This is a genomic window from Paraburkholderia podalyriae (assembly GCF_014397785.1).
GTDB lineage: Bacteria > Pseudomonadota > Gammaproteobacteria > Burkholderiales > Burkholderiaceae > Paraburkholderia > Paraburkholderia podalyriae.
Genome location: NZ_VZQQ01000002.1, coordinates 56,014 through 76,110, shown reverse-complemented (window position 1 = coordinate 76,110; position 20,097 = coordinate 56,014). Strand labels below are relative to the sequence as shown.

Annotated in this window: 14 protein-coding genes; all 14 read left to right on the top strand. The window is 63.7% G+C overall.

From position 1 onward, the window contains the following. Window positions 1-94 precede the first annotated feature (94 nt). The 14 genes from F6X42_RS02635 (at window position 95) to F6X42_RS02570 (ending at window position 20,080) form a co-directional block, all read left to right on the top strand. Window positions 95-1,663, top strand: a complete 1,569-nt coding sequence (locus tag F6X42_RS02635) for a gamma-glutamyltransferase family protein (RefSeq protein WP_281393918.1) — start codon at window positions 95-97, stop codon at window positions 1,661-1,663. Window positions 1,664-1,773: 110 nt separating this feature from the next. Next, window positions 1,774-3,063, top strand: coding sequence for an oxalate/formate MFS antiporter (gene oxlT, locus F6X42_RS02630; RefSeq protein ID WP_187632719.1), 1,290 nt, complete (start codon window positions 1,774-1,776; stop codon window positions 3,061-3,063). Between the two features lie 262 nt (window positions 3,064-3,325). Continuing rightward, window positions 3,326-4,375 carry an oxidoreductase gene (locus F6X42_RS02625; protein ID WP_246529922.1) on the top strand — a complete coding sequence of 350 codons (1,050 nt, stop codon included), beginning with the start codon at window positions 3,326-3,328 and terminating at the stop codon, window positions 4,373-4,375. 65 nt (window positions 4,376-4,440) lie between these two features. Continuing rightward, window positions 4,441-5,112, top strand: a complete 672-nt coding sequence (locus F6X42_RS02620; RefSeq protein ID WP_187632718.1) for a heavy metal response regulator transcription factor — start codon at window positions 4,441-4,443, stop codon at window positions 5,110-5,112. Beyond that, window positions 5,109-6,497 (top strand): heavy metal sensor histidine kinase, encoded by a 1,389-nt coding sequence (locus F6X42_RS02615; RefSeq protein WP_187632717.1) that lies wholly within the window; start codon window positions 5,109-5,111, stop codon window positions 6,495-6,497. The genes F6X42_RS02620 and F6X42_RS02615 overlap by 4 nt, the downstream gene beginning before the upstream one ends. 188 nt (window positions 6,498-6,685) lie before the next feature. Next, window positions 6,686-7,969, top strand: coding sequence for an efflux RND transporter periplasmic adaptor subunit (locus tag F6X42_RS02610; RefSeq protein WP_187632716.1), 1,284 nt, complete (start codon window positions 6,686-6,688; stop codon window positions 7,967-7,969). 16 nt (window positions 7,970-7,985) lie between these two features. After that, entirely contained in the window at window positions 7,986-11,081 is a 3,096-nt protein-coding gene (locus tag F6X42_RS02605) for an efflux RND transporter permease subunit (protein ID WP_187632715.1), read from the top strand. Between the two features lie 17 nt (window positions 11,082-11,098). Beyond that, window positions 11,099-12,595, top strand: coding sequence for an efflux transporter outer membrane subunit (locus F6X42_RS02600; RefSeq protein ID WP_187632714.1), 1,497 nt, complete (start codon window positions 11,099-11,101; stop codon window positions 12,593-12,595). A gap of 24 nt (window positions 12,596-12,619) precedes the next feature. Next, window positions 12,620-12,856: a hypothetical protein gene (locus F6X42_RS02595; protein ID WP_187632713.1), complete on the top strand. Its 237-nt coding sequence runs from the start codon at window positions 12,620-12,622 to the stop codon at window positions 12,854-12,856. 240 nt (window positions 12,857-13,096) lie between these two features. After that, the gene (locus F6X42_RS02590; protein ID WP_187632712.1) at window positions 13,097-14,023 is read left to right on the top strand and encodes an ABC transporter substrate-binding protein; all 927 of its coding nucleotides are present in this window, start codon (window positions 13,097-13,099) and stop codon (window positions 14,021-14,023) included. Continuing rightward, window positions 14,023-15,633, top strand: a complete 1,611-nt coding sequence (locus F6X42_RS02585; RefSeq protein WP_187632711.1) for an amino acid ABC transporter permease/ATP-binding protein — start codon at window positions 14,023-14,025, stop codon at window positions 15,631-15,633. The genes F6X42_RS02590 and F6X42_RS02585 overlap by 1 nt, the downstream gene beginning before the upstream one ends. A gap of 64 nt (window positions 15,634-15,697) precedes the next feature. Beyond that, the gene (locus F6X42_RS02580) at window positions 15,698-16,948 is read left to right on the top strand and encodes an acetamidase/formamidase family protein (RefSeq protein WP_184022577.1); all 1,251 of its coding nucleotides are present in this window, start codon (window positions 15,698-15,700) and stop codon (window positions 16,946-16,948) included. 271 nt (window positions 16,949-17,219) lie between these two features. Further along, window positions 17,220-19,601: an acetamidase/formamidase family protein gene (locus F6X42_RS02575; protein ID WP_187632710.1), complete on the top strand. Its 2,382-nt coding sequence runs from the start codon at window positions 17,220-17,222 to the stop codon at window positions 19,599-19,601. A 77-nt stretch (window positions 19,602-19,678) separates the two neighbouring features. Continuing rightward, the gene (locus tag F6X42_RS02570) at window positions 19,679-20,080 is read left to right on the top strand and encodes a RidA family protein (RefSeq protein WP_187632709.1); all 402 of its coding nucleotides are present in this window, start codon (window positions 19,679-19,681) and stop codon (window positions 20,078-20,080) included. Window positions 20,081-20,097: the final 17 nt, after the last annotated feature.

The following is a 20,097-nucleotide window of genomic DNA, read 5'->3' as shown; positions in this document are numbered from 1 at the left end:
ATGCTTCTCGCATAAGTGACGGGTATGTATACAAGCAAAAGCCCCGTCAAATATGTCATCTAGTTTTTTGAATCCCACGCGCGGCGCGCGCGGTATGGCCGTCGCGCCTAACGCACTCGCGGCGCAGAGCGCGTTGGCCATCCTGCGGGACGGCGGCAACGCCGTCGAAGCCATGATTGCCGCTGCCGCGACAATCGCAGTCGTCTATCCGCATATGAACAGCATTGGCGGCGACGGCTTCTGGCTCATCTCGCGCCCCGGCGCGGAGCCGGTGGGCATCGAGGCCTGCGGCGCGGCCGCGCTCGCTGCGACGATCGACGCATACCGCTCCCGCGGATATACGACGATTCCGACGCGCGGCCCGCTGGCCGCGAACACTGTCGCGGGCACCGTGTCCGGGTGGCAGCTCGCACACCGCTGGTCGAGGGACGCGCTCGGCGGCAAGCTGCCCGTCAAGCGTCTTCTCGAAGACGCCATTCACTATGCGAAGTCCGGCGTGCCGGTCACGCGCAGCCAGGCTCAATGTGTCGACAGCCGGCGCGCCGAACTGAGCGCGATCGCCGGTTTCGCGGACACCTTTCTGCATGACGGCCGCGCGCCGGCAGCGGGCGAGCGCTTCGTCGCGCCACGTCTCGCCGCAACCTTGGAGCGCCTCGCCGAAGCAGGTCTCGACGACTTCTATCGCGGCGATCTCGCGCGCAGCATCGCGAGCGATCTTCAGTCCGCCGGCTCGCTGCTTGCGCTTGCCGATCTCGAACGGCACGAGGCGCGCTTACGCAAGCCGCTCGCACTGCAGCACTCGCTCGGCACGATCTACAACATGCCGCCGCCGACACAGGGTCTCGTGTCGCTGCTCATTCTCGGCATTCTCGACCGCGTGCTGACGAAAGACATGGACCCGCTCGGGCCCGAGTTCGTCCACGCGTGCGTCGAGGCAACCAAGCTGGCTTTCGCGATTCGCGACGCGCACGTCACCGATCCCGATCACATGACGGTCGATCCCGCCACGCTGCTCGAACCGGCCGCGCTCGACGCGATGGCCGCGCGCGTCGCGCCGACGCGAGCCGCGCCCTGGCCGGCCGGTCGCGGACCGGGCGACACCGTATGGCTAGGCGTGACGGATAGCGAGGGGGTGGCGGTCAGCTTCATCCAGAGCATTTATCACGAGTTCGGCAGCGGCATCGTCCTGCCGGGCTCCGGCATCAACTGGCAGAACCGCGGCTGCAGTTTTTCGCTCGACGAGCACGCGCTCAATCCGCTGATGCCGCGGCGCAGACCATTTCATACACTCAATCCGGCGCTGGCGCGCTTTGCCGACGGCCGCACGATGGTGTACGGCAACATGGGCGGAGACGGACAACCCCAATCGCAAAGCGCCGTGTTTTCACGCATCGCGAATTTCGGCTGGAATCCGCAGGCGGCGATCGACGCGCCTCGCTGGCTGCTCGGCCGTACATGGGGCCAATCGACCGACACGCTCAAGCTCGAACCACGCTTCGCCGCGCACACGGCGGCCGCGCTCAGCGCGTTCGGGCACGAGGTCGAGATGATGGCGCCTTACGACGAAGCGATGGGGCATGCCGGCGCAATCGTCCGGCATCCTGATGGATTAATCGAAGCGGGCTACGATCCGCGCAGTGACGGAGTCGCTGCGGGCTGGTAGACACCGCGCGCTTTTACCCAAACGACTTGCAGTTCCGGCCGTTCAGGCCCGGAGGACTGCGCACGTCTCGCGCATGCCGGCTGGCATGCGCTCAGGAATCGGAGAACACCATGAGTACACGCTTGCAACCGATGTCGCCGCACATCGAGAATGTCTCGACGCTCGCCACGCATACCCGCTGGATTCAACTTGGGCTGGGTCTCGTCTGCATGATGGCGATCTCGAGTCCGCAATACGTCTGGACGTTGATGACCAAACCGCTCGCCGCGAAACTGGGCATCGCATTGCCTGAACTGCAGGTGACATTCTCGCTGCTGATCATTTTGCAGACGTTCTTTTCGCCGTTTCAAGGCAAGCTGATCGACCGCTTCGGTCCGCGCGCGCTGATTTCGGTCGGCACGGCGATGTCCGGCCTGAGCTGGGTGTTCGCATCGCAGGTCCAGAGTGCGCCGATGCTCTATCTGACCTATGGCGTGATCGGCGGCCTTGGCACGGGCATCGTGTATGTCGGCGTTGTCGGGCTGATGGTGCGCTGGTTCCCCGCGCAGCGCGGCTTCGCGGCGGGCGCCGTCGCCGCCGGCTATGGCATGGGCGCGATCGTCACGACGTTTCCGATCGCGGCGTCGTTGCAGGCGCGCGGTGTCGACGCGACGCTGTGGATGTTCGGCATCGCGTTCGCGGTGGTAGGGCTGCTCGCATCGCAGGGCTTGCGTGTGCCGCCCGCGCATGATGCCGCCGGCGCGAATGTGAATGAGGCCGGTTCGCCGGTGGCGAATCTGCGCCCGTCACAGACGCTCAGGACGCCGATCTTCTGGCTGATGTTCGCCATGATGACGATGATGTCGACCTCCGGTCTAATGGTCACGTCGCAAATGGCCACCTTCGCCGCCGATTTCGGCGTGACCAAAGTGCTCGTGTTCGGCATGGCGGCGCTTCCGCTTGCGTTGACGATCGACCGCTTCACGAACGGACTCACGCGGCCGCTGTTCGGCTGGGTGTCCGACAGAGTCGGCCGCGAAAACACGATGTTCTTCGCGTTCGCCCTGGAAGGCGTCGCGATGGCGCTGTGGCTGTTCACGCGCGATAACGCGGTGCTGTTCGTGTTGCTCTCGGGCGTGGTGTTCTTCGGCTGGGGCGAAATCTTCTCGCTGTTCCCGGCGACGCTGACCGACACATTCGGCACGCGGCATGCCACGGAAAACTATGGCTGGCTCTACATTTCGCAGGGCATCGGCTCGATCCTCGGCGGCCCGCTGGCGGCGTTGATGCACCAGCACGCGGGTAGCTGGCTGCCGGTGTTCGGCGCGGCGATCACGCTTGACATCGTTACCGCATTGCTCGCGATTGCAGTGCTCAAGCCGATGCGCCGCCGTTTTCTTGCCGCACCACGCGGCGTTTGACGGCAACTGGCCGCTCGTTCGTTGTACGGCTAATTGCCAGGTGGCGCGCCTCTTTCATGGGCGCGCCGCGCGATTGGCCGCTCCGAAATGACTGAAACGTCATCCAGCAGCCATGTCGTGTTAACGACCGAATTCCGATAATGACAACCGGGATCATTCCAGTCCACTCGAGACTGACTGGGCGAGCAAAAGCAATCGATGCAGTACGCGAAGAGCAATTGATGTTGGCTCGAGTCTCTCTGCTGGGCGGCTCGCGGCATGATTGTCGCCGGATACGCTCCCGGATCGCCGCCGTGATAGTCTCGACCTCACGTATTCAATCTTCACGCCACCCCGGACCAACATGCACACACGGTGGACCACCGACGACATTGCGCCGCAGACCGGCAAGCGAGTGCTCATCACGGGAGCGAATAGCGGTATCGGCTATCACGCCGCGCTGACGCTGATGCGCAAAGGGGCACGGGTCATCCTGGCATGCCGCGATAAACGACGCGCAGAAAAAGCTCTCGCCCGCCTGAAAGCCGAAGTTCCCGGAGCAAACGCGGAACTGGCGATTCTCGACCTCGCTTCCCTCGCGTCCGTCCGCTCGTTCGCGCAGAAAGAACTCGCGGAGCAACGTCGCCTTGATATTCTGGTGAACAATGCCGGCGTCATGGCGCCGCCGAAACGTCTTGAGACCAACGACGGCTTCGAGCTGCAGTTCGGCACCAATATGCTTGGCCATTACGCACTCACGGCGCTGCTCATGCCCGCTCTTGAACTTGCCGCGGCTGAATCGCCTGACCGGCCGCGCATCGTGACGATTGCTTCCATCGCGCACAAGCAGGGGAGAATTGATTTCGACGATCTGCAGTCGGAGAAGCATTATTCGCCGATGCAGTCATATCGCCAGTCGAAGCTGGCGAATTTGATGTTCGCCTTTGAGCTCGACCGTCGACTGCGCGCGGCGAATTCCCGAGTCATGTCTGTAGCCGCCCACCCCGGGGTCGCGAACACCAATCTGTTTCGTTCCGGCGATCGTTCCGCGCTGTCACGTGCTGCTCGCAGCCTCGCTGGCCGGGTTATCGGCGTCGCGCTGAACAGCGAATCCGCCGGCGCGCTGCCGACGCTCTACGCGGCGACATCGCCCGACGTCGATGACGGCGGCTATTACGGTCCGCAAGGTTTCCTCGAGGCACGCGGGCGCAGAATCGGCGAAGCGAGTGTCGCGAAGCAGGCCATGGATGAATTGACCGCCCAGCGTTTGTGGCAGGTATGCGAATCGCTCACGCAGATTCGCTTTCATCTGCAGTCCGAGCGGACCGCGTGAGTTGGACGCAGGATGCCGCCGGATCTTTTTCGAATCGCGCTAATTGAACGACAGGTTGCAGCACCATGCGAATACTCATTATCGAGGACGAGCCGAAAATGGCCTCCTATCTCCGCAAGGGGCTCATGGAAGCGAGCTTCCAGGCGGATACCGCCCTTGATGGCAAAGAGGGCCTCTTCCTTGCGCTTAGTGAAGACTACGATCTGATTCTGCTTGACGTGATGCTGCCCGAACTCGACGGGCTCGAAGTCCTCAAGCGCCTACGGGAGAAAAAACATACGCCGGTACTGTTGTTGACGGCTCGCGACACGGTCCAGGACAAAGTCGTCGGGCTCGAGTCCGGTGCGGACGACTACCTGTCCAAACCGTTCGCCTACGCCGAATTGCTGGCCCGGGTCCGTGCGCTGCTGCGAAGGCCGGCGCAGTCGTCGGTCACTGTTCTGTGTGTCTCCGACATGGAGATCGATCTGGTCAGGCGGCGCGTGCGGCGCGGCAATGTGCGCATCGAATTGACGGCTCAGGAGTTTGCACTATTGAAGTTGCTCACCGAGCGCCAGGGCGAAGTGCTGACCCGGGCTTTCGTGACTTCTCACGTGTGGGATATCAACTTCGACAGCGACACCAATATCGTGGACGTCGCGGTCAAGCGTCTGCGCACGAAGATCGACAGCCCGTTCGAAAACAAGCTGCTGCATACGGTTCGCGGCATGGGCTACGTGCTGGAGGACAGGGCATGATTGGGGCCGGCGCGCCGTATTCACTGCTGAAGCGGCTCGCGCTCGCGTTTTCGATTCTTGCCATCCTGGTCCTTTCGCTCGCCGGCGGCCTTCTCTACCATACGCTCTCGCTGGAACTGCGACGCCGCGACGACAGCGAAATTGCCGAGAAGCTTCAGGAGTTCATGGAGCAGGCTCGCACATTGGGCAGCGCGGTATCGGTCGCGCAAAACGGTGCGGTATTTCAGGAGGCGCTGCTTTCACATCCCGCGGTGTCTTTCGCGATATCCGGCGGGGGTGGTGAACTGTTGGTGTACACGGGGGGGCGCGGGCAGCGTCTGGCATCCGGGCTCGGCAAAGACGCGGGGTCTGGTCCGTTCACCTGCAATCCGCCGATCGTCGGGCCTGCCCGCTGCGTTGTGGGGCGAGAAAAGCTGTCGTCCGGAGACACCATCCAGATCGTTCTCGCGCACGCGGCTCAAGAACGCCGCTCGGTGTTGCGCGCTTTTCAGGAGAACCTATTGCTCGTGCTCGTCGGCGGCTCACTGCTGATGGGCTCACTCGGTTATGCGATCGCGAAACGGGGTCTCGCGCCTGTGAAAACGATCGGTGCTCGCATTTCCAGCATCGAGGCACACAATCTGGACAATCGTCTGCAGATCGGCGGCGGTCCCGTCGAGCTTCACGACATAGCTGTCCCGGTCAATCGCATGCTCGACCGGCTCGAGCGCGCCTTCACGCGCCTTTCGCAGTTCTCGTCGGATTTGGCGCACGACATGCGCACGCCGCTCGCGAATATCATCAGTTCCTCGCAGATCACGCTGTCCAGGCCGCGCACGATCGAAGAGTACGAGACGCTCATCGATTCGAATATCGAGGAGTGCGAGCGACTGCAGCGCATGATCGAAACCATGCTGTTTCTCGCGAGGGCGGATCATGCCAGACAGCAGCTCAAGCTAGGGTCGCTCGACTGTCAAAGCGAATTCGCCAAACTCACCGCATTTTTCGATGCCGTCGCGGAGAATAAGAGCGTTCGGTTCTTGATCGATGGGCCCGTGCAAGTGCGAGCCGATCCGACGCTGTTCAGGCGTGCCGTCAGCAATCTGCTATCCAATGCGCTGGAGCATGCCGGGGCCGCGTCCGAAGTCGCGCTACGAGCGTTCCGCTCGGGAGAGTATGTGGCCGTGCAGGTCATGAATAACGGCGACAGCATTCCGCCCGAACATATCGATAAAATCTTCGAACGCTTTTATCGCGTCAATGCTGCCCGTGAGGGATCGGCGAAGAGTACCGGCCTCGGTCTTGCGATCGTCAAAGCGATCATGGAATCGCACCGAGGCAAGGTCGAAGTGCTGAGCCGCGCAGGCAGCACGGTGTTTACGCTGTATTTTCCGGCTCTCGTCTAAAGCGCGGCGCGCCGCAGCCCGTTCTCCTCTTCTACCTCGCGCACGTCCCCAGCCTCAATGTCAAAAATGACATTTGGCCGCCATGTGTGTATCAGCCGCAGATTTCGATAATCGACACCAGGCGATCGAGGACATGAAGTCCTCGCTCTTCGAGCGTGTCAGATCAATTCGATTCTGCGAGGGACTCATTGAAAACCAAGTACCAGAGACGCCTGTATGCGTCCGTCGCCGGGGCCGGCTTGATCGTTCTGTGCGGCGCCTTCGCGATTCATTCGCGGACCACGCGGGCAACGGCCGAACCCGTAGCGGCTGAATCTGCCACGTCAGCGGCAGCGAGCAGTACGCCTACGGTTTCCAGCGCCGTCGACCTGGCGCCCGAGGCGCTTTCGAACCTGCATCTGCAGATCGCCGACGCGGCGCTTCGCCCAGGCGTGCGGATCATCACCGCGCCGGGCGTGATCGCCTTCAACGGCAAACAGCTGGCACAACTGAGTTCCCCATCCAGAGGTCGGATCGAGGCCGTCGACGTCGCGGTTGGCGACCACGTGCGTGCGGGGCAGCGACTTGCCGTGCTCGACGAGTTCGACCTCTCCGATGTGCGCAGCCAGCTCGCCAGCGCGCAAGCCGCGCTCGCCGATGCGACGGCCGCAGCCGACGCGGCACACGCCGCGCTCGCGCGCGGCACTGAGTTGGTCGACGCCGGCGGCATTGCGCAAAGCGAACTCGAGCGCCGTCGCGCGATGACGGCCAATGCCGATGCCACGCTGCGCTCACGGCAAGCGGATCTGCAGAAATGGCGCGGCATGACACAACGATTGATGCCGATCGATGCCGCCGCGAAGGCAAACGGCGACCTGCGCACTCTTGCCGCATTGAGTCCGCGCGACTCGCTCGGCGCCGTGGTCGCGCCGTTCGACGGTGTCGTCACGGCGGTGAGTACGGCCGCCGGTAACATCGTCGATACGTCGCAGTCGCTCGTCACGGTGACGGATCTGTCGACCGTGTGGCTGCAAGTCAGCGTGCCGGAACACGACGCCGCTGCCGTGCACGCGGGTCAGACAGTCGCGGTGAACGTCGATGCCTATCCGAACCAGCCGTTCAACGGACGCGTCATCGACGTCGCCGATCAGGCCGATCCGAATACGGGCACGGTCACGGTGCGTTGCCAAGTGCCCAACCCCGGCGGGCTGCTGCGCGCCAACCTGTTCGCCACGGCAAATATCGCGGCGCCGCTCGGCCACGATTCCGTGCTGGTGCCCGATTCCGCGTTACAGGACGTGAACGGGCAGACGGTCGTGTTCGTGCCTGCGGGGCAGGGGCACTTCCTCCCGCGCACGGTCCATACCGGCGTGGCCGAGAGCGGCATGACCGAGATCGTGAGCGGGGTCAAGGCCGGAACGCCGGTGGTTGCCGACGGCAGCTACTGGCTGAAGGCTGCGCTGATGCAAACCACCATTCCCGACGAAGGCTGAACCGCGAGCGCAGGTCATGATTACGAAGATTGTCGATGCGGCGCTGAAGAATCGCGCCATGGTACTGATCCTGGTCGCCGTACTGATCGCCTTTGGGCTCGTCAGCATGCAGCGACTGCCATTCGATGCGCAGCCCGATATCTCGCCAGTCCAGGTGCTCGTGACGACGCAAGCGCCGGGGCTCGCTCCGGTCGATATCGAACGCTCGATTACCGCGCCCGTGGAACTCGCCCTGCAAGGATTGCCCGGCATGCAGGCGCTGCGCTCCATTTCCCGTTATGGCCTGTCGGTCATCTACGTGCGCTTTGCCGACGGCTCGAACATCTATCAGGATCGCAATCTGATCGGCGAGCGCCTGCAGACGGTGCAGCTTCCGCCCGGTACAAATCCGCCTCAGATGGGACCGCTGTCGGATGGCCTGAGCGAGATCTATCAATTTCAGGTGCGTGGCCACGGGCAATCGCTGATGACACTGCGAACGCTGCTCGACTGGCAGATCGCGCCGAAATTCCGCGAAGTGGCTGGCGTGGTCGACGTCAACGTCAACGGCGGCGAACTGAAGACCTACGAAGTGCAGGTGGCGGACGACGCGCTGACGCGCTACGGCCTTTCGACCGCCGACATCTTCAATGCCGTGCAGATGAACAACGGCGCGGCCGGCGGCGCGACGATCGAGCACAACGGCGGGGAGGCCATCATTCGCGGCGAGGGGCTGCTTCGCAACGCGACGGACATCGGCAACATCGTGTTGCGCACCGAGCCGGATGGCACGCCGCTTTATGTTCGCAATGTTGCGCGCGTCGTCGAGGCGCCGATGCCCCGGCTTGGCGCGGTCACGCGCGACGGCCAAGGCGAAGCCGTTGTCGGCGTCGTTCTGATGGGACTCGGGCAGAACACGCGTGTCGTCGCGCAGCGGGTTCAGGACGCCGTCAAGGAAATCAACAAGACGCTGCCGCCCGGCGTCGAAATCGCACCGTACTACAACCGCGCCGACCTGATGAACCGCGTGCTGCATACGGTTGCTCACAACATGATCGAAGGCGCCGTGCTCGTGATTGCCGTGCTGCTGCTGTTGCTCGGCAATGTGCGCGCCGGCCTGATCGTCGCGCTGGCGATTCCTTTGTCGATGCTGGCCGCGGCGATCGCCATGTACAGCGCGGGCATGTCCGGCAACCTCATGAGCCTGGGCGCCATCGATTTCGGCCTGCTCGTCGACGGCGCGGTGGTCATGATCGAGAACATCGTACGGCGGCGCGCGGAAGCACCGGCGCGGCCCATGCAGGCGGTCGTGCTCGAGGCATCCCGGGAAGTGGCGCGGCCCGTCACGTTTGCGGTCCTGATCATTACCGCCGTCTATCTGCCGATTCTCAGCCTCGAGGGCGTCGAGGGAAAGATGTTCCGCCCGATGGCGTTGACGGTCGTGTTCGCGCTCCTTGCGTCGCTCGTGATCACGTTGACCGTGATGCCCGTTCTCGCGAGCTTTCTGCTGCGCGGCAAGGTGGCCGAACACGAGAGCCGCATCATCCATTGGATGCGGCGGCGCTACGAGCCGGTGCTCACGCGCGCGGCGCATCGTCCCGTGCTGACTGTCGGGCTTGCCGTGCTGCTGCTCGCGCTCGCGGGCGTTCTCGGCTCGCGCCTCGGTGCGGAATTCCTGCCGCGTCTGGAAGAAGGGGCGCTCACGGTCACGACCACGAAGCTGCCCGGCATTTCCGTGCCGTCGGCGGTCGAGTCACAGACGATGATCGAGCGAACGCTGATGCGCTTTCCCGAAGTTCAGTCGGCAGTCACGCTCGGGGGCAGTTCCGAGATTCCCACCGATCCGATGGGTGTCGAGCAAAGCGACACCTTCATCATGCTCAAGCCGAAATCGGAGTGGAAGACCGCGCAGACTCAGGAGGGACTGGTCGAAGCGTATTCGGATGCGCTCAATCGCGCGGTTCCCGGCCTCACGCTCGATTGGGCCCAGCCGATCCAGATGCGCATGGACGACATGCTGGCGGGCGTGCAGGCGGATGTAGCCGTGATGATTCACGGCAACGACCTCGACGCGTTGCACGATACCGCGCAGCGTATCGCGAGCGTGATCGCGCGCGTGCCGGGAGCCGCCGACGTGCAGGCGCAACAGACGGTCGGCCAGCCGTACTTGCGCATCATCGTGAACCGGGATGCGGTGGCGCGCTATGGCCTCAATGCGAGCCAGGTGCTCGACGTGGTGCAGGCGCTCGGAGGCCGCACCGTTGGCTCGATTTCGAATAACGATGGCCGCTTCGACATACGCGTTCGTCTGACGCCGCAAGACCGCACTGCTGTGGCGCGAATCGGCGCGCTACGCGTGAGCAACGGCGCGGGCAAGGCCGTGCCGCTCGCCGAAGTCGCCGACATCCGGATGGAGCCCGGTCCTTCGACGATCGAGCGCGAACAGGGGCAGCGCGTGATCATGGTGCAGGCCAACGTGCGCGGCCGCGATCTCGCCGGGTTCGTGCTCGCTGCGCAACATGCCGTGGCCACGCAGGTCAAGCTTCCGCCCGGGTACAGCCTGTCCTGGAACGGCAGCTTCAAGAATCTACAGGAGGCGATGTCGCGGCTCTACGTGGTCGTGCCCGTCGCCCTGGCGGTGATCTTCGTGCTGCTCTATCTGATGTTCGACAGCGTGAGCCTTGCGGCACTCATCTTCTTCAACGTGCCGTTTGCGGCAATCGGCGGGATCCTGGCGCTCTGGGCACGCGGCCTGCCGTTCAGCATTTCGGCCGCCGTCGGCTTCATCGCGCTGTTCGGCATTGCGGTGTTGAATGGGGTCGTGCTGGTCAGCTACATCGTCGAGAAGCGGGCGAGCGGCCTTGGCGCTGTCGAGGCTGCGCGGCAGGCTGCCTTGACACGGCTGCGTCCCGTGCTGATGACGGCGACTGTCGCGAGCCTCGGCTTCCTGCCTATGGCCTTTTCCACGAGTTCCGGCGCGGAAGTGCAACGGCCGCTCGCCACGGTGGTGATCGGTGGACTGGTATCGGCCACGCTGCTGACCTTGCTGGTGCTGCCGTCCCTGTACCCGTGGTTCGACCGCCGCAAGCGCACGGTGCCGCAAGAGCAGACCGTACCGGAATACGCAGAATGACACAGGGCGTTACTCACATGATCACCTTCAAACGTTCGACCAGCCTGTTGATACCGTTGCTGCTCGCGGGTTGCGCGGTCGGTCCCAACTTCACGCAGCCTGCCGCACCGGCTGGAGCCGGCTATACGCAAGCGCCGTTGCCTTCGAGGACCGCGGCGATGGCCGGCGCGGATGGGCCGGCGCAGGACTTCGTCGTCGGCGGCGATATACCCGGGCAATGGTGGACGCTGTTCCAGTCCCCGCAGTTGAACCAGCTGATCGATCGCGCGTTCAGGCGCAGCCCGACGATCGACGCCGCACACGCCGCGCTCACCGGCGCGCGCGAAAACATGCTGGCGCAGGAGGGGGCGTTTTTCCCCAGCATCGGTCTCGATGCGTCGGGCAGCAGGAACGGGACCCCGACTGCGAGCCTCGCACCGGTCGCGGCGAACAACCAGCGCATCTATTCGCTCTACACGGGCGAGCTGACCGTTTCATATTCGCTCGACGCTTTTGGCCTGAATCGCCGGACCGTCGAATCGGCGGCCGCGCAAGCGGAGAATCAGCGCTTCGAACTCGAAGCGGCCTATCTGACGTTGAGCAGCAACGTGGTGCTCGCGGCGATCGACGAAGCGGCCTTGCGCGGTCAGATTGCCGCGCAAGTAGAGATGATCAAGGCCGATACCGAACTCGCGGACATCGTCCGCCGCGAATACACGCTCGGCGAGGCCGCACAGGCCGATCTGTTGCAACAGCAGGCCGTGCTCGCTCAGGCGCAAGCGGCGTTGCCGCCGCTCGAAAAGCAACGGGCGCTGCAGCGCGATGCGCTGACTGCTCTGGTGGGAGGCTTTCCGAATGAAGACCTGGCGGTGCACTTCGATCTGGCGGACTTGCACCTGCCTGACAATCTTCCGGTGAGCTTGCCGTCCAGGCTCGTCGAGCAACGCCCGGATATTCGCGCCGCTGCCGCTGCTCTGCACGCGGCCTCCGCGCAAGTCGGCGTCGCCATCGCCAACCGGCTGCCGCAGATCTCACTGAGCGCCGCACTGGGCACCTCACCGAATGCTCTCGCCAACGCGTTCACACCGTACAACCAGTTCTTCAACGTGGTCGGCAAGGTCGCGCAGCCCATCTTTCAGGGCGGGGCGCTGCTGCACCGCCAGCGCGCCGCCCAGGCGGTCTACGAGCAGGCCGGGGCGCAGTACCGTCTGACGGTCATCAACGCGTTTCAGAACGTTGCCGATGTCTTGCAGAGTGTTCAAGCCGATGCAAAGACGCTGGAAGCGTCCGCGGCCGCCGAAGAGGCTGCATCGCGCAGCCTCGATATCGCTCGCCGGAAGCTGCAGACGGGGGAGATCGCTTACCTGTCCGTGCTGACGGCACAGCAAAGCTACGAAACGGCGCACGTCGCCGCGATCCAGGCGAGAGCTGCGAGGCTCGCGGACACGGCGGCGCTCTTTCAGGCCGTCGGCGGCGGCTGGTGGAACAGGTCGGACGCGCTGGTCTCGAGCGCGGCGCTAAAAGAAGCTCATTGAGTTGGACCACGCGACACATTCCTCATGATACGAACTCTCATTGGCCTGATCTTCGTCGCTCTGCTGAACGGCTGCGCCTATTCGTCGGAACAGGCTCACCGTGCGCCGCTTGCGCAGACTGCGACAACCCGGACCGTCGACTATGCGGGCCTGCCCTGCGGGAATCAGTATGTGCACGTCAAATCGCCGCCGTGCTACTTCCCGCGCGAAGCGCAAATACCTGCCGCCACGCTGCAGGCGGGGACGGCGTCATCGCATTGAGTACGACGCATTGCGCCCGGCAGTCGAAGCGTCCAGCTTGCCGGGTGCGCTGCCAACTCGACTGGCCGTGCGACAGCATCGACCCGCTCGCGGCGCTGATGAACTGCTTCGCGCCCGTGCAAGCATTTGGGCGCGCTGGAACAAGTCCACGGAATTTCGTTCACCTACCCTTGGTCTCGTGCGATGCAACGAGGCGTACATAGGGTGGGCCTTTGACATCTGCCGTTCAGGAGTATGGGGATGAACACAAATATTGTCGGTCATGGACGTGGCAGGCCGCGCGCAGGCGGTTTTGGCCGCCGCTGGCGCGAGCTGCTTCTCGGCGCTGCCAGTCTGCTGGCGCTGCTGATGTCGGGTCACGCTCAAGCCGCCGCGCCGGTGCCTGCCGAGTGCGCCGCGTTGCAGGCGAAATACCCGCAATTCAAGGGCAAGACGCTGATCAACGCGATCAACCCGCACACGCCGGGTTACGAAGCGCTGGACCCGAACGATCCGACGAAATACATCGGCTTCGACATCGATCTCGGCGAGGCGATCGGCAATTGCCTCGGCTTCAAGATGGCGTACAAGCCTGTTGCGTTCTCGGCGCTGCTGGCGACGCTGCAAAGCGGTCAGGCCGACATCGTGATCTCCGATATCTATGCGACCGAGGAGCGCGCGAAGGCGGCGGACTTCATCACCTATTCGAAAGTGTTCGACGGCGTGCTGGTTGCGAAGGGCAATCCGAAGAAAATCAGCGGCATCAATCAGACGATGTGCGGCACGACCGCTGCGGAGAACACCGGCTACGTCGAAGTGCCGCTGATCCAGAAGCTCGCACCGGCTTGCAAGGCGGCGAACAAGCCGGAAGCCGCCGTGCAGCTGTACGACAACAACGCGAACGCAATCCAGGCGATTCTCTCGGGCCGCGCCGATACGTACATCAATGACGTCAATACGGTGGACCAGGCGGTCAAGGCGTATCCGGGCCAGCTCGAAAAGGCCAATGCGGTGACACTGCCGTATTCGATCGGTATCGGCGTACCTAAAACGAATCCGGCAATGCGCGCGGCGGTAATGGCGGCGCTCGTCGCGATCCAGAAGTCCGGCACCCAGACTGAGCTGCTGAAGAAGTGGTCGCTTGGTGCTGAAAATCTCGAAACTCCCAAGCTGATTGCCTCGAACTGATGAATTTGTTTCTGCACTATGTCGGCCTGCCGTATCTGTTAAGCGGCATCGGCTTCACCATCGCAGTCACGCTCCTCGGGCTGGCAGGCGGTCTGATCGTAGGACTGGTGCTCGCGAGCATGCAACTGAGCAAGGTGGGGCCGCTTGCCGCCATCGCACGTGGCTACACGGTGATTTTTCGCGGAACGCCGCTGATCCTGCAACTCGTGTTCGCATACGACGCGCTGCCGCACATCGGTTTGAAGTTGAGCGCGATGGGCGCCGCGGGTCTCGCGCTTGCGGCGAACGAGGGGCCGTTCATCGCGGAAATCCTGCGCTCCGGCGTGCTCGGCGTCGAGCGTGGGCAAGTTCTTGCGGCGCAGGCGCTCGGCATGACGCCGACCGTGTTGCTGCGCCGTGTGATCGCGCCGCAGGCGATCCGCACCATGGTGCCGGCGCTCGGCAACGAATCGGTCAGCGCGTTGAAGAACTCGTCTCTGGCCTCCGTGATCGCTGTCGACGAACTGACCTTGCGCAGCACGCAACTCGCGTCGTCGACGTTTGATTTCTTCTCGATCTTCTTTGCGTCCGGGCTGATGTATCTCGTGCTGACCGGCTTGATTGCTGCAATCCAGCTATTCGCCGAAACCGCGCTTGATCTCGATCGCAGTCCGTCCGGACGCTTTGCGCGACTGCTGCCGTGGCGCCGGGCCGCGCTCGCCGTGGAGCCCTCCGCCGCAAGCGCGACGCAATCCGTCGGTGCGCCGCTCGACGCCGCGCCCGCGCCGGTTGCGCGCAAGGCCCATGCGGAGCGCGCAAGCCGCTACGAGCTATTGCAGAAGCAGAAAGCGGCGGTGCAGGTGAAAGGGCTGAGCAAGCGTTACGGCAAGCAGACGGTGCTCGACGGCTTCGACCTCACGGTCCGCTTCGGCGAGGTCATTGCGCTGCTCGGGCCGAGCGGATCGGGCAAAAGCACGCTGCTGCGCTGTATCAATCACCTGGAGCAGTGGGATGCCGGCGAAATCCGTATCGGCGGCAAGCGCATCGGTTTTCGGGTCGACGGTCAGCCAATGACACAGGGCGACCTCGCCAACGAGCGAGCGAGTGCCGGCGTCGGCATGGTGTTCCAGCATTTCAATCTATTCAGCCATCTGACGGCATGCGAGAACATCGCCGGGCCGCTGCGCTGGGTGCACGGGATGCCACCGGCCGACGCCGAGCGCCGCGCGCGCGAACTGCTCGAACGCGTCGGCCTCAGTCATCGCGCGGATGCGTTGCCGCGACATCTGTCGGGCGGCCAGCAGCAGCGCGTCGCGATTGCCCGCGCGCTGGCGCCGAATCCTCGCGTGCTGCTGCTCGACGAACCGACCTCCGCGCTCGACCCCGAACTCGTCGGCGAAGTACTCGACGTGATTCAGCGGCTCGTGGACGAAGGCGGCCTGACCATGATCATCTCCACGCACCAGTTGCGCTTTGCCGATCAGGTCGCCGATCGCGTCGTGTTCATGAGCGGCGGCGCGGTGGTCGAACAGGGACCCACGCATGAAGTGCTCACCCAGCCGCGCCATCCGTTGACAGCTCGATTCCTGAGCGTGATGGGCGCGGACGACCGGCTCGAAGTCGCGTCTTGACGGCGCGCGCCATTCAGCATCGCCCGGCCGTTCGTGCCGGGCGTCTTACGAGGTTCGAACAGACATGAAGCACCATACACTCCCGGTTTCGCCTGAAACGGTTCATTGGGGTTACTTCAGCAAGCAGGTCGCGCCCGCGTTGACGCTGCGTTCCGGCGACCGGGTCACCATCGAGACGCTGACCCACCATGCGAACGACGACCACGAACGGATGGTCGCGGGCGACCCCGGCGCCGAAAGCATCTTTCAGTGGACCCGCGAGCACAAGGCCATGCCGCGCCGGGGCGCGGGGCCAACCGATGGACCGTTTACGCTCGGCTCGGGCGAAGGTGTCGGCGTGCATCTGCTGACCGGGCCGGTCGCGATCGAAGGGGCCGAGCCGGGCGACGTGCTCGAAGTGCGAATCCTCGACGTGCGCCCGCGGCCGAGCTGCAATGCGTGCTATCGCGGCCGTTGTTTCGGTTCGAATGTCGCCGCATCGTGGGGCTTTCATTACCACGATCTCATCGAGGAGCCGAAGCCCCGTGAAGTCGTGACGATCTTCGAGCTCGATACCTCGGGCGAGCCATTTGCGCGTGCGGTCTACAACTACGTGTGGACGCCGCAAACCGACCCGGACGGCGTGGTCCACGCGATGATCGATTACCCGGGCGTCAAGGTCGACCCTACGCTGGTGAACAAACGCGAGAACATCCTGCCGAACGTGAAGGTGCCGGCCAGGCTGCATTTCGGCACGATGGGGCTCGCGCCGGCGGAACTCGACTATGTCAGCTCGATTCCGCCCAGCTACACCGGCGGCAATATCGACGATTGGCGCGTCGGAAAAGGTGCGCGGATGTATTACCCGGTCGCGGTCGAAGGCGCATTCTTTTCTGTCGGCGATCCTCATGCGGCGCAGGGTGACAGCGAACTTGGCGGTACGGCGATCGAAACCTCGCTCACCGGCGACTTCGAGTTCGTGCTGCACAAGAAGAATGACCTCGGCGGCACGATTCTCGAAGGCCTCACGCACCCGATGCTGGAAACCGACGACCAATGGTCGGTGTACGGATTCACTTTCGCCAACTACCTGGCGGAACTCGGCCCGGCCGGACAGACCGAGGTGGCACAGCACGCGAGCCTCGACAAGGCAATGCGCGACGCGTTCCGCAAGCTGCGCCGTTTCCTGATGACCGTGCACAGGCTAAGCGAGGATGAGGCCATTGCGCTGATGTCGGTCGCCGCGGATTTCGGCGTCACACAAGTGGTCGACGGCAATTGGGGTGTGCATGGATCAATTCGCAAGAACGTCTTTGTCGGCGGCGCCGGCCGCTGAGACGTCCCGCTCGGGCCGCAGGCGATTCGCCGCGCGCGTGCGCGGACGTCCCGTATGCGTCAGGTCGGTGCATAGGGGCGTTGCTGGTGCCTGCGCGCGCAATCATCGCGGTCGGGCGGACACCGGCGCTCGGGGCGCCGCGCCCTCGCGATGCACCCGACCCGCGTTGGTGCGGTTATTGCTTTTTTGGGCGGCCCGCACCGCTCGTCGAATCTGTCCTCGGGTAGCGGGCGTTGCGCTCGTGCGACGGGCGTCTGTTCTGGAGTCAACGTTGGAGTTGCTGCGCTTTACTACCGAGTCCTATTCGGAGGCCGAACGGCTTCGCGCGTGGGTTAAAGCGCTTGACACGATGGGGTGGCGTAGCGGTGCGATTGCTTCTGTGCGGGCGTTGCGTGGCACGATCGTCGCGCAGCGGTCGCCCGGCGGTTTCGATCTGGGCCTGCTGGCGTCGGTGGCGCAGACGCTCGAACCGAATGCTGCCGGTGGCGACGGCGTGCTGATTGTGCTGCACCTTGACGGTGTGGCGACGCTGCAGGCCAACAGCGGACGTCAGCCTCTGGCAGTGAACGACCTCGTCTTTCTGCCGTCGGGCGAAGGCGCCTCGCTGCTGTTCGCGACCGATTTCCGCGCATTTGTCGCGCGTGTACCGCGCTCGGCGATCAGGGGGCGGCTGTTTGCATCGTCGATGAACGCCGGCCGGATCGCCGGAGATGCCGGTGTCGGGCATGTGTTTTCCGGCTTTCTTGCGTCGCTTGCGGAAGGCGTGGAGACGTTGTCCGCCAACGACCTGCGTCCGCTTGAGCTCGCACTGGTCGAGTTTCTGGTGGCGATTCTGTCCGTGCAACAGCGCGAAACGCCGATTAGCGGACTGACATCGTCACAGGCGGCCATCTTCTCGCGCGTGTGCCGCAGTATCGATGCGCAACTGGGCGACCCCAACATCAGTCTCACGCGTCTCGCCGCAGAGGAGCGCGTCTCGCAGCGCTACCTGCAAAAGCTGTTCGAAACTGCCGGCCAGAGCTTCTCCACGTATTTGCGGCTCAGCCGCCTTGAACGCTGCAGGGCCGAACTCGTCGATCCGCTCCACGAAAAGACGTCGATTTCGGATATCTGTTTTCGTTGGGGCTTCAACGATCCCGCGCATTTCAGCCGTGCGTTTCGCGAGCAGTACAAGACGTCGCCGCGCGCCTTCCGTCATGAAGCGAGCCTCGATCTGGCCCGGCAAGTGGTGCAGCGCATTTCGCGCGGATTGCCGCTCAACACGGATGCGCTGCTGGTTCCCGCGAAAGCGTCGTCGCGCGAAGCAACGCTCGACTCTGCCGGTGCGATCGTGGCCAGTCGCCCCGTCGACTCGCGAACCGGCTCGAGGCAGGCAATCGGCAGCCGGTCCGGCCGGCCGCGCCACCATCTGTTGCGTGCAACGGCCAACACGGTACATTGGGGCTATTTCTCACACGACCTGAAGCCGGTGCTCGAAGTCGACAGCGGCGATAGCGTGACGATCGAGACACTGACGCAGCATGCGTCGGACGACTGGGCGCGTATGGTGGCCGGCGATCCAGGCGCTGAAAGCGTGTTCCACTGGACCGCCGAGCGCAAAAACGTGAACCGGCGCGGCGCCGGACCGATCGACGCATCGATCTACGGTCGAGGCGCAGGCGAAGGGTTTGGGGTGCATATCTGCACCGGCCCGATTGCGGTACGTGGCGCCGAGCCGGGCGACATACTGGAAGTCAGGATCCTCGAGGTGCATCCGCGGCGCTGCGCGAATCCGCAATTCAGCGGGCGGGCGTTTGGCAGCAATGCGGCCGCGTGGTGGGGTTTCCATTACCGTGAATTGTTGACCGAGCCTAAACCGCGCGAAGTCGTCACGATTTATGAACTCGACGCGGAGCCCCGGCCGGACCAGGGCACGCCCTTTGCGCGCGCGGTCTACAACTACCGCTGGACGCCGCAACGCGATCCGTTCGGCGTCGTGCATCCGACCATCGACTATCCGGGCGTTCCGGTCGATCATTCCACCGTTGAGGAAAATTATGGAATTCTCAAGGGCGTCAAGATTCCGGTGCGCCCGCATTTCGGTCTGATCGCGGTCGCGCCGCAACAGGACGGTCTCATCGACTCGATTCCGCCGTCCGCGTTCGGCGGCAACCTGGACAACTGGCGCGTCGCGCAGGGGGCGAGCGTCTATCTGCCAGTGGGTGTTCCCGGCGCATTGCTGTCGGTCGGGGATCCGCACGCATCGCAGGGCGATTCCGAGCTATGTGGGACGGCGATCGAATGCTCGCTGACCGGCGAGTTCCAACTGATATTGCACAAGAGAGCGACTTTGGCCGGCCAACCGTATGCGGATCTCACGTATCCGCTCGTCGAAACCGCCGACGAGTGGGTGCTGCATGGATTCAGTCATGCTAACTATCTGGCTGAATTCGGCACGCACGCGCAGAGCAAGGTCTACGAGAAGTCGACGCTGGATCTCGCGATGCGTGACGCGTTCATCAAGACGCGCCGCTTTCTGATGACGACCAAGGGCCTTACCGAAGACGAAGCAATCTCGTTGATGTCGGTCGCAGTCGACTTTGGTGTGACACAGGTCGTCGACGGCAACTGGGGTGTGCACGCGATCATCCGCAAAGCCTTGTTCGCGGAATAAATCATCTTGTCGTGCGTGCGCGATCGGTCTGCCGAAGCGGTGCGCACGGTGCTTTCCTTTTTCCGGAGTTACCTCGAATGGATGTATCTACAAAATTCTGGATGGTCGAGGGCGGCCCGACACCGGTAGGCCCTTTCTCCCATGCAACCGAGCACGACGGCTGGGTGTTTCTCACAGGCCAGATGCCAACGTCGCCGGAGGATGACAACGCACCGCTTCCCGAAGGCGTGGCCGCCCAGACGACGCGAGTCATGGACAATCTGATACTGGTGTTGAAAGGGATGGGGCTGGGCCTAGAACATGTCCTTTCGGCGCGGATTTTCCTGACCGAATTCAAACGGGATTATGCGACGATGAACGCGGTCTATGCAGCTTATTTTCCGACCGGGAGATTGCCGGCGCGGACCTGTATCGGCGTAACTGGATTGGCGCGTGACGCGCTCGTCGAAATTGACTTCATTGCTCGCAGGCCGAGTTGAACAGCGACTCGATGCAG

What these genes read in the sequence shown, in the direction of transcription:
- F6X42_RS02600 (WP_187632714.1), top strand. Translation starts at nt 11,099, where the DNA reads ATGATCACCTTCAAACGTTCGACCAGCCTGTTGATACCGTTGCTGCTC.
- oxlT (WP_187632719.1), top strand. Translation starts at nt 1,774, where the DNA reads ATGAGTACACGCTTGCAACCGATGTCGCCGCACATCGAGAATGTCTCG.
- F6X42_RS02615 (WP_187632717.1), top strand. Translation starts at nt 5,109, where the DNA reads ATGATTGGGGCCGGCGCGCCGTATTCACTGCTGAAGCGGCTCGCGCTC.
- F6X42_RS02595 (WP_187632713.1), top strand. Translation starts at nt 12,620, where the DNA reads ATGATACGAACTCTCATTGGCCTGATCTTCGTCGCTCTGCTGAACGGC.
- F6X42_RS02590 (WP_187632712.1), top strand. Translation starts at nt 13,097, where the DNA reads ATGAACACAAATATTGTCGGTCATGGACGTGGCAGGCCGCGCGCAGGC.
- F6X42_RS02605 (WP_187632715.1), top strand. Translation starts at nt 7,986, where the DNA reads ATGATTACGAAGATTGTCGATGCGGCGCTGAAGAATCGCGCCATGGTA.
- F6X42_RS02585 (WP_187632711.1), top strand. Translation starts at nt 14,023, where the DNA reads ATGAATTTGTTTCTGCACTATGTCGGCCTGCCGTATCTGTTAAGCGGC.
- F6X42_RS02620 (WP_187632718.1), top strand. Translation starts at nt 4,441, where the DNA reads ATGCGAATACTCATTATCGAGGACGAGCCGAAAATGGCCTCCTATCTC.
- F6X42_RS02580 (WP_184022577.1), top strand. Translation starts at nt 15,698, where the DNA reads ATGAAGCACCATACACTCCCGGTTTCGCCTGAAACGGTTCATTGGGGT.
- F6X42_RS02570 (WP_187632709.1), top strand. Translation starts at nt 19,679, where the DNA reads ATGGATGTATCTACAAAATTCTGGATGGTCGAGGGCGGCCCGACACCG.
- F6X42_RS02635 (WP_281393918.1), top strand. Translation starts at nt 95, where the DNA reads ATGGCCGTCGCGCCTAACGCACTCGCGGCGCAGAGCGCGTTGGCCATC.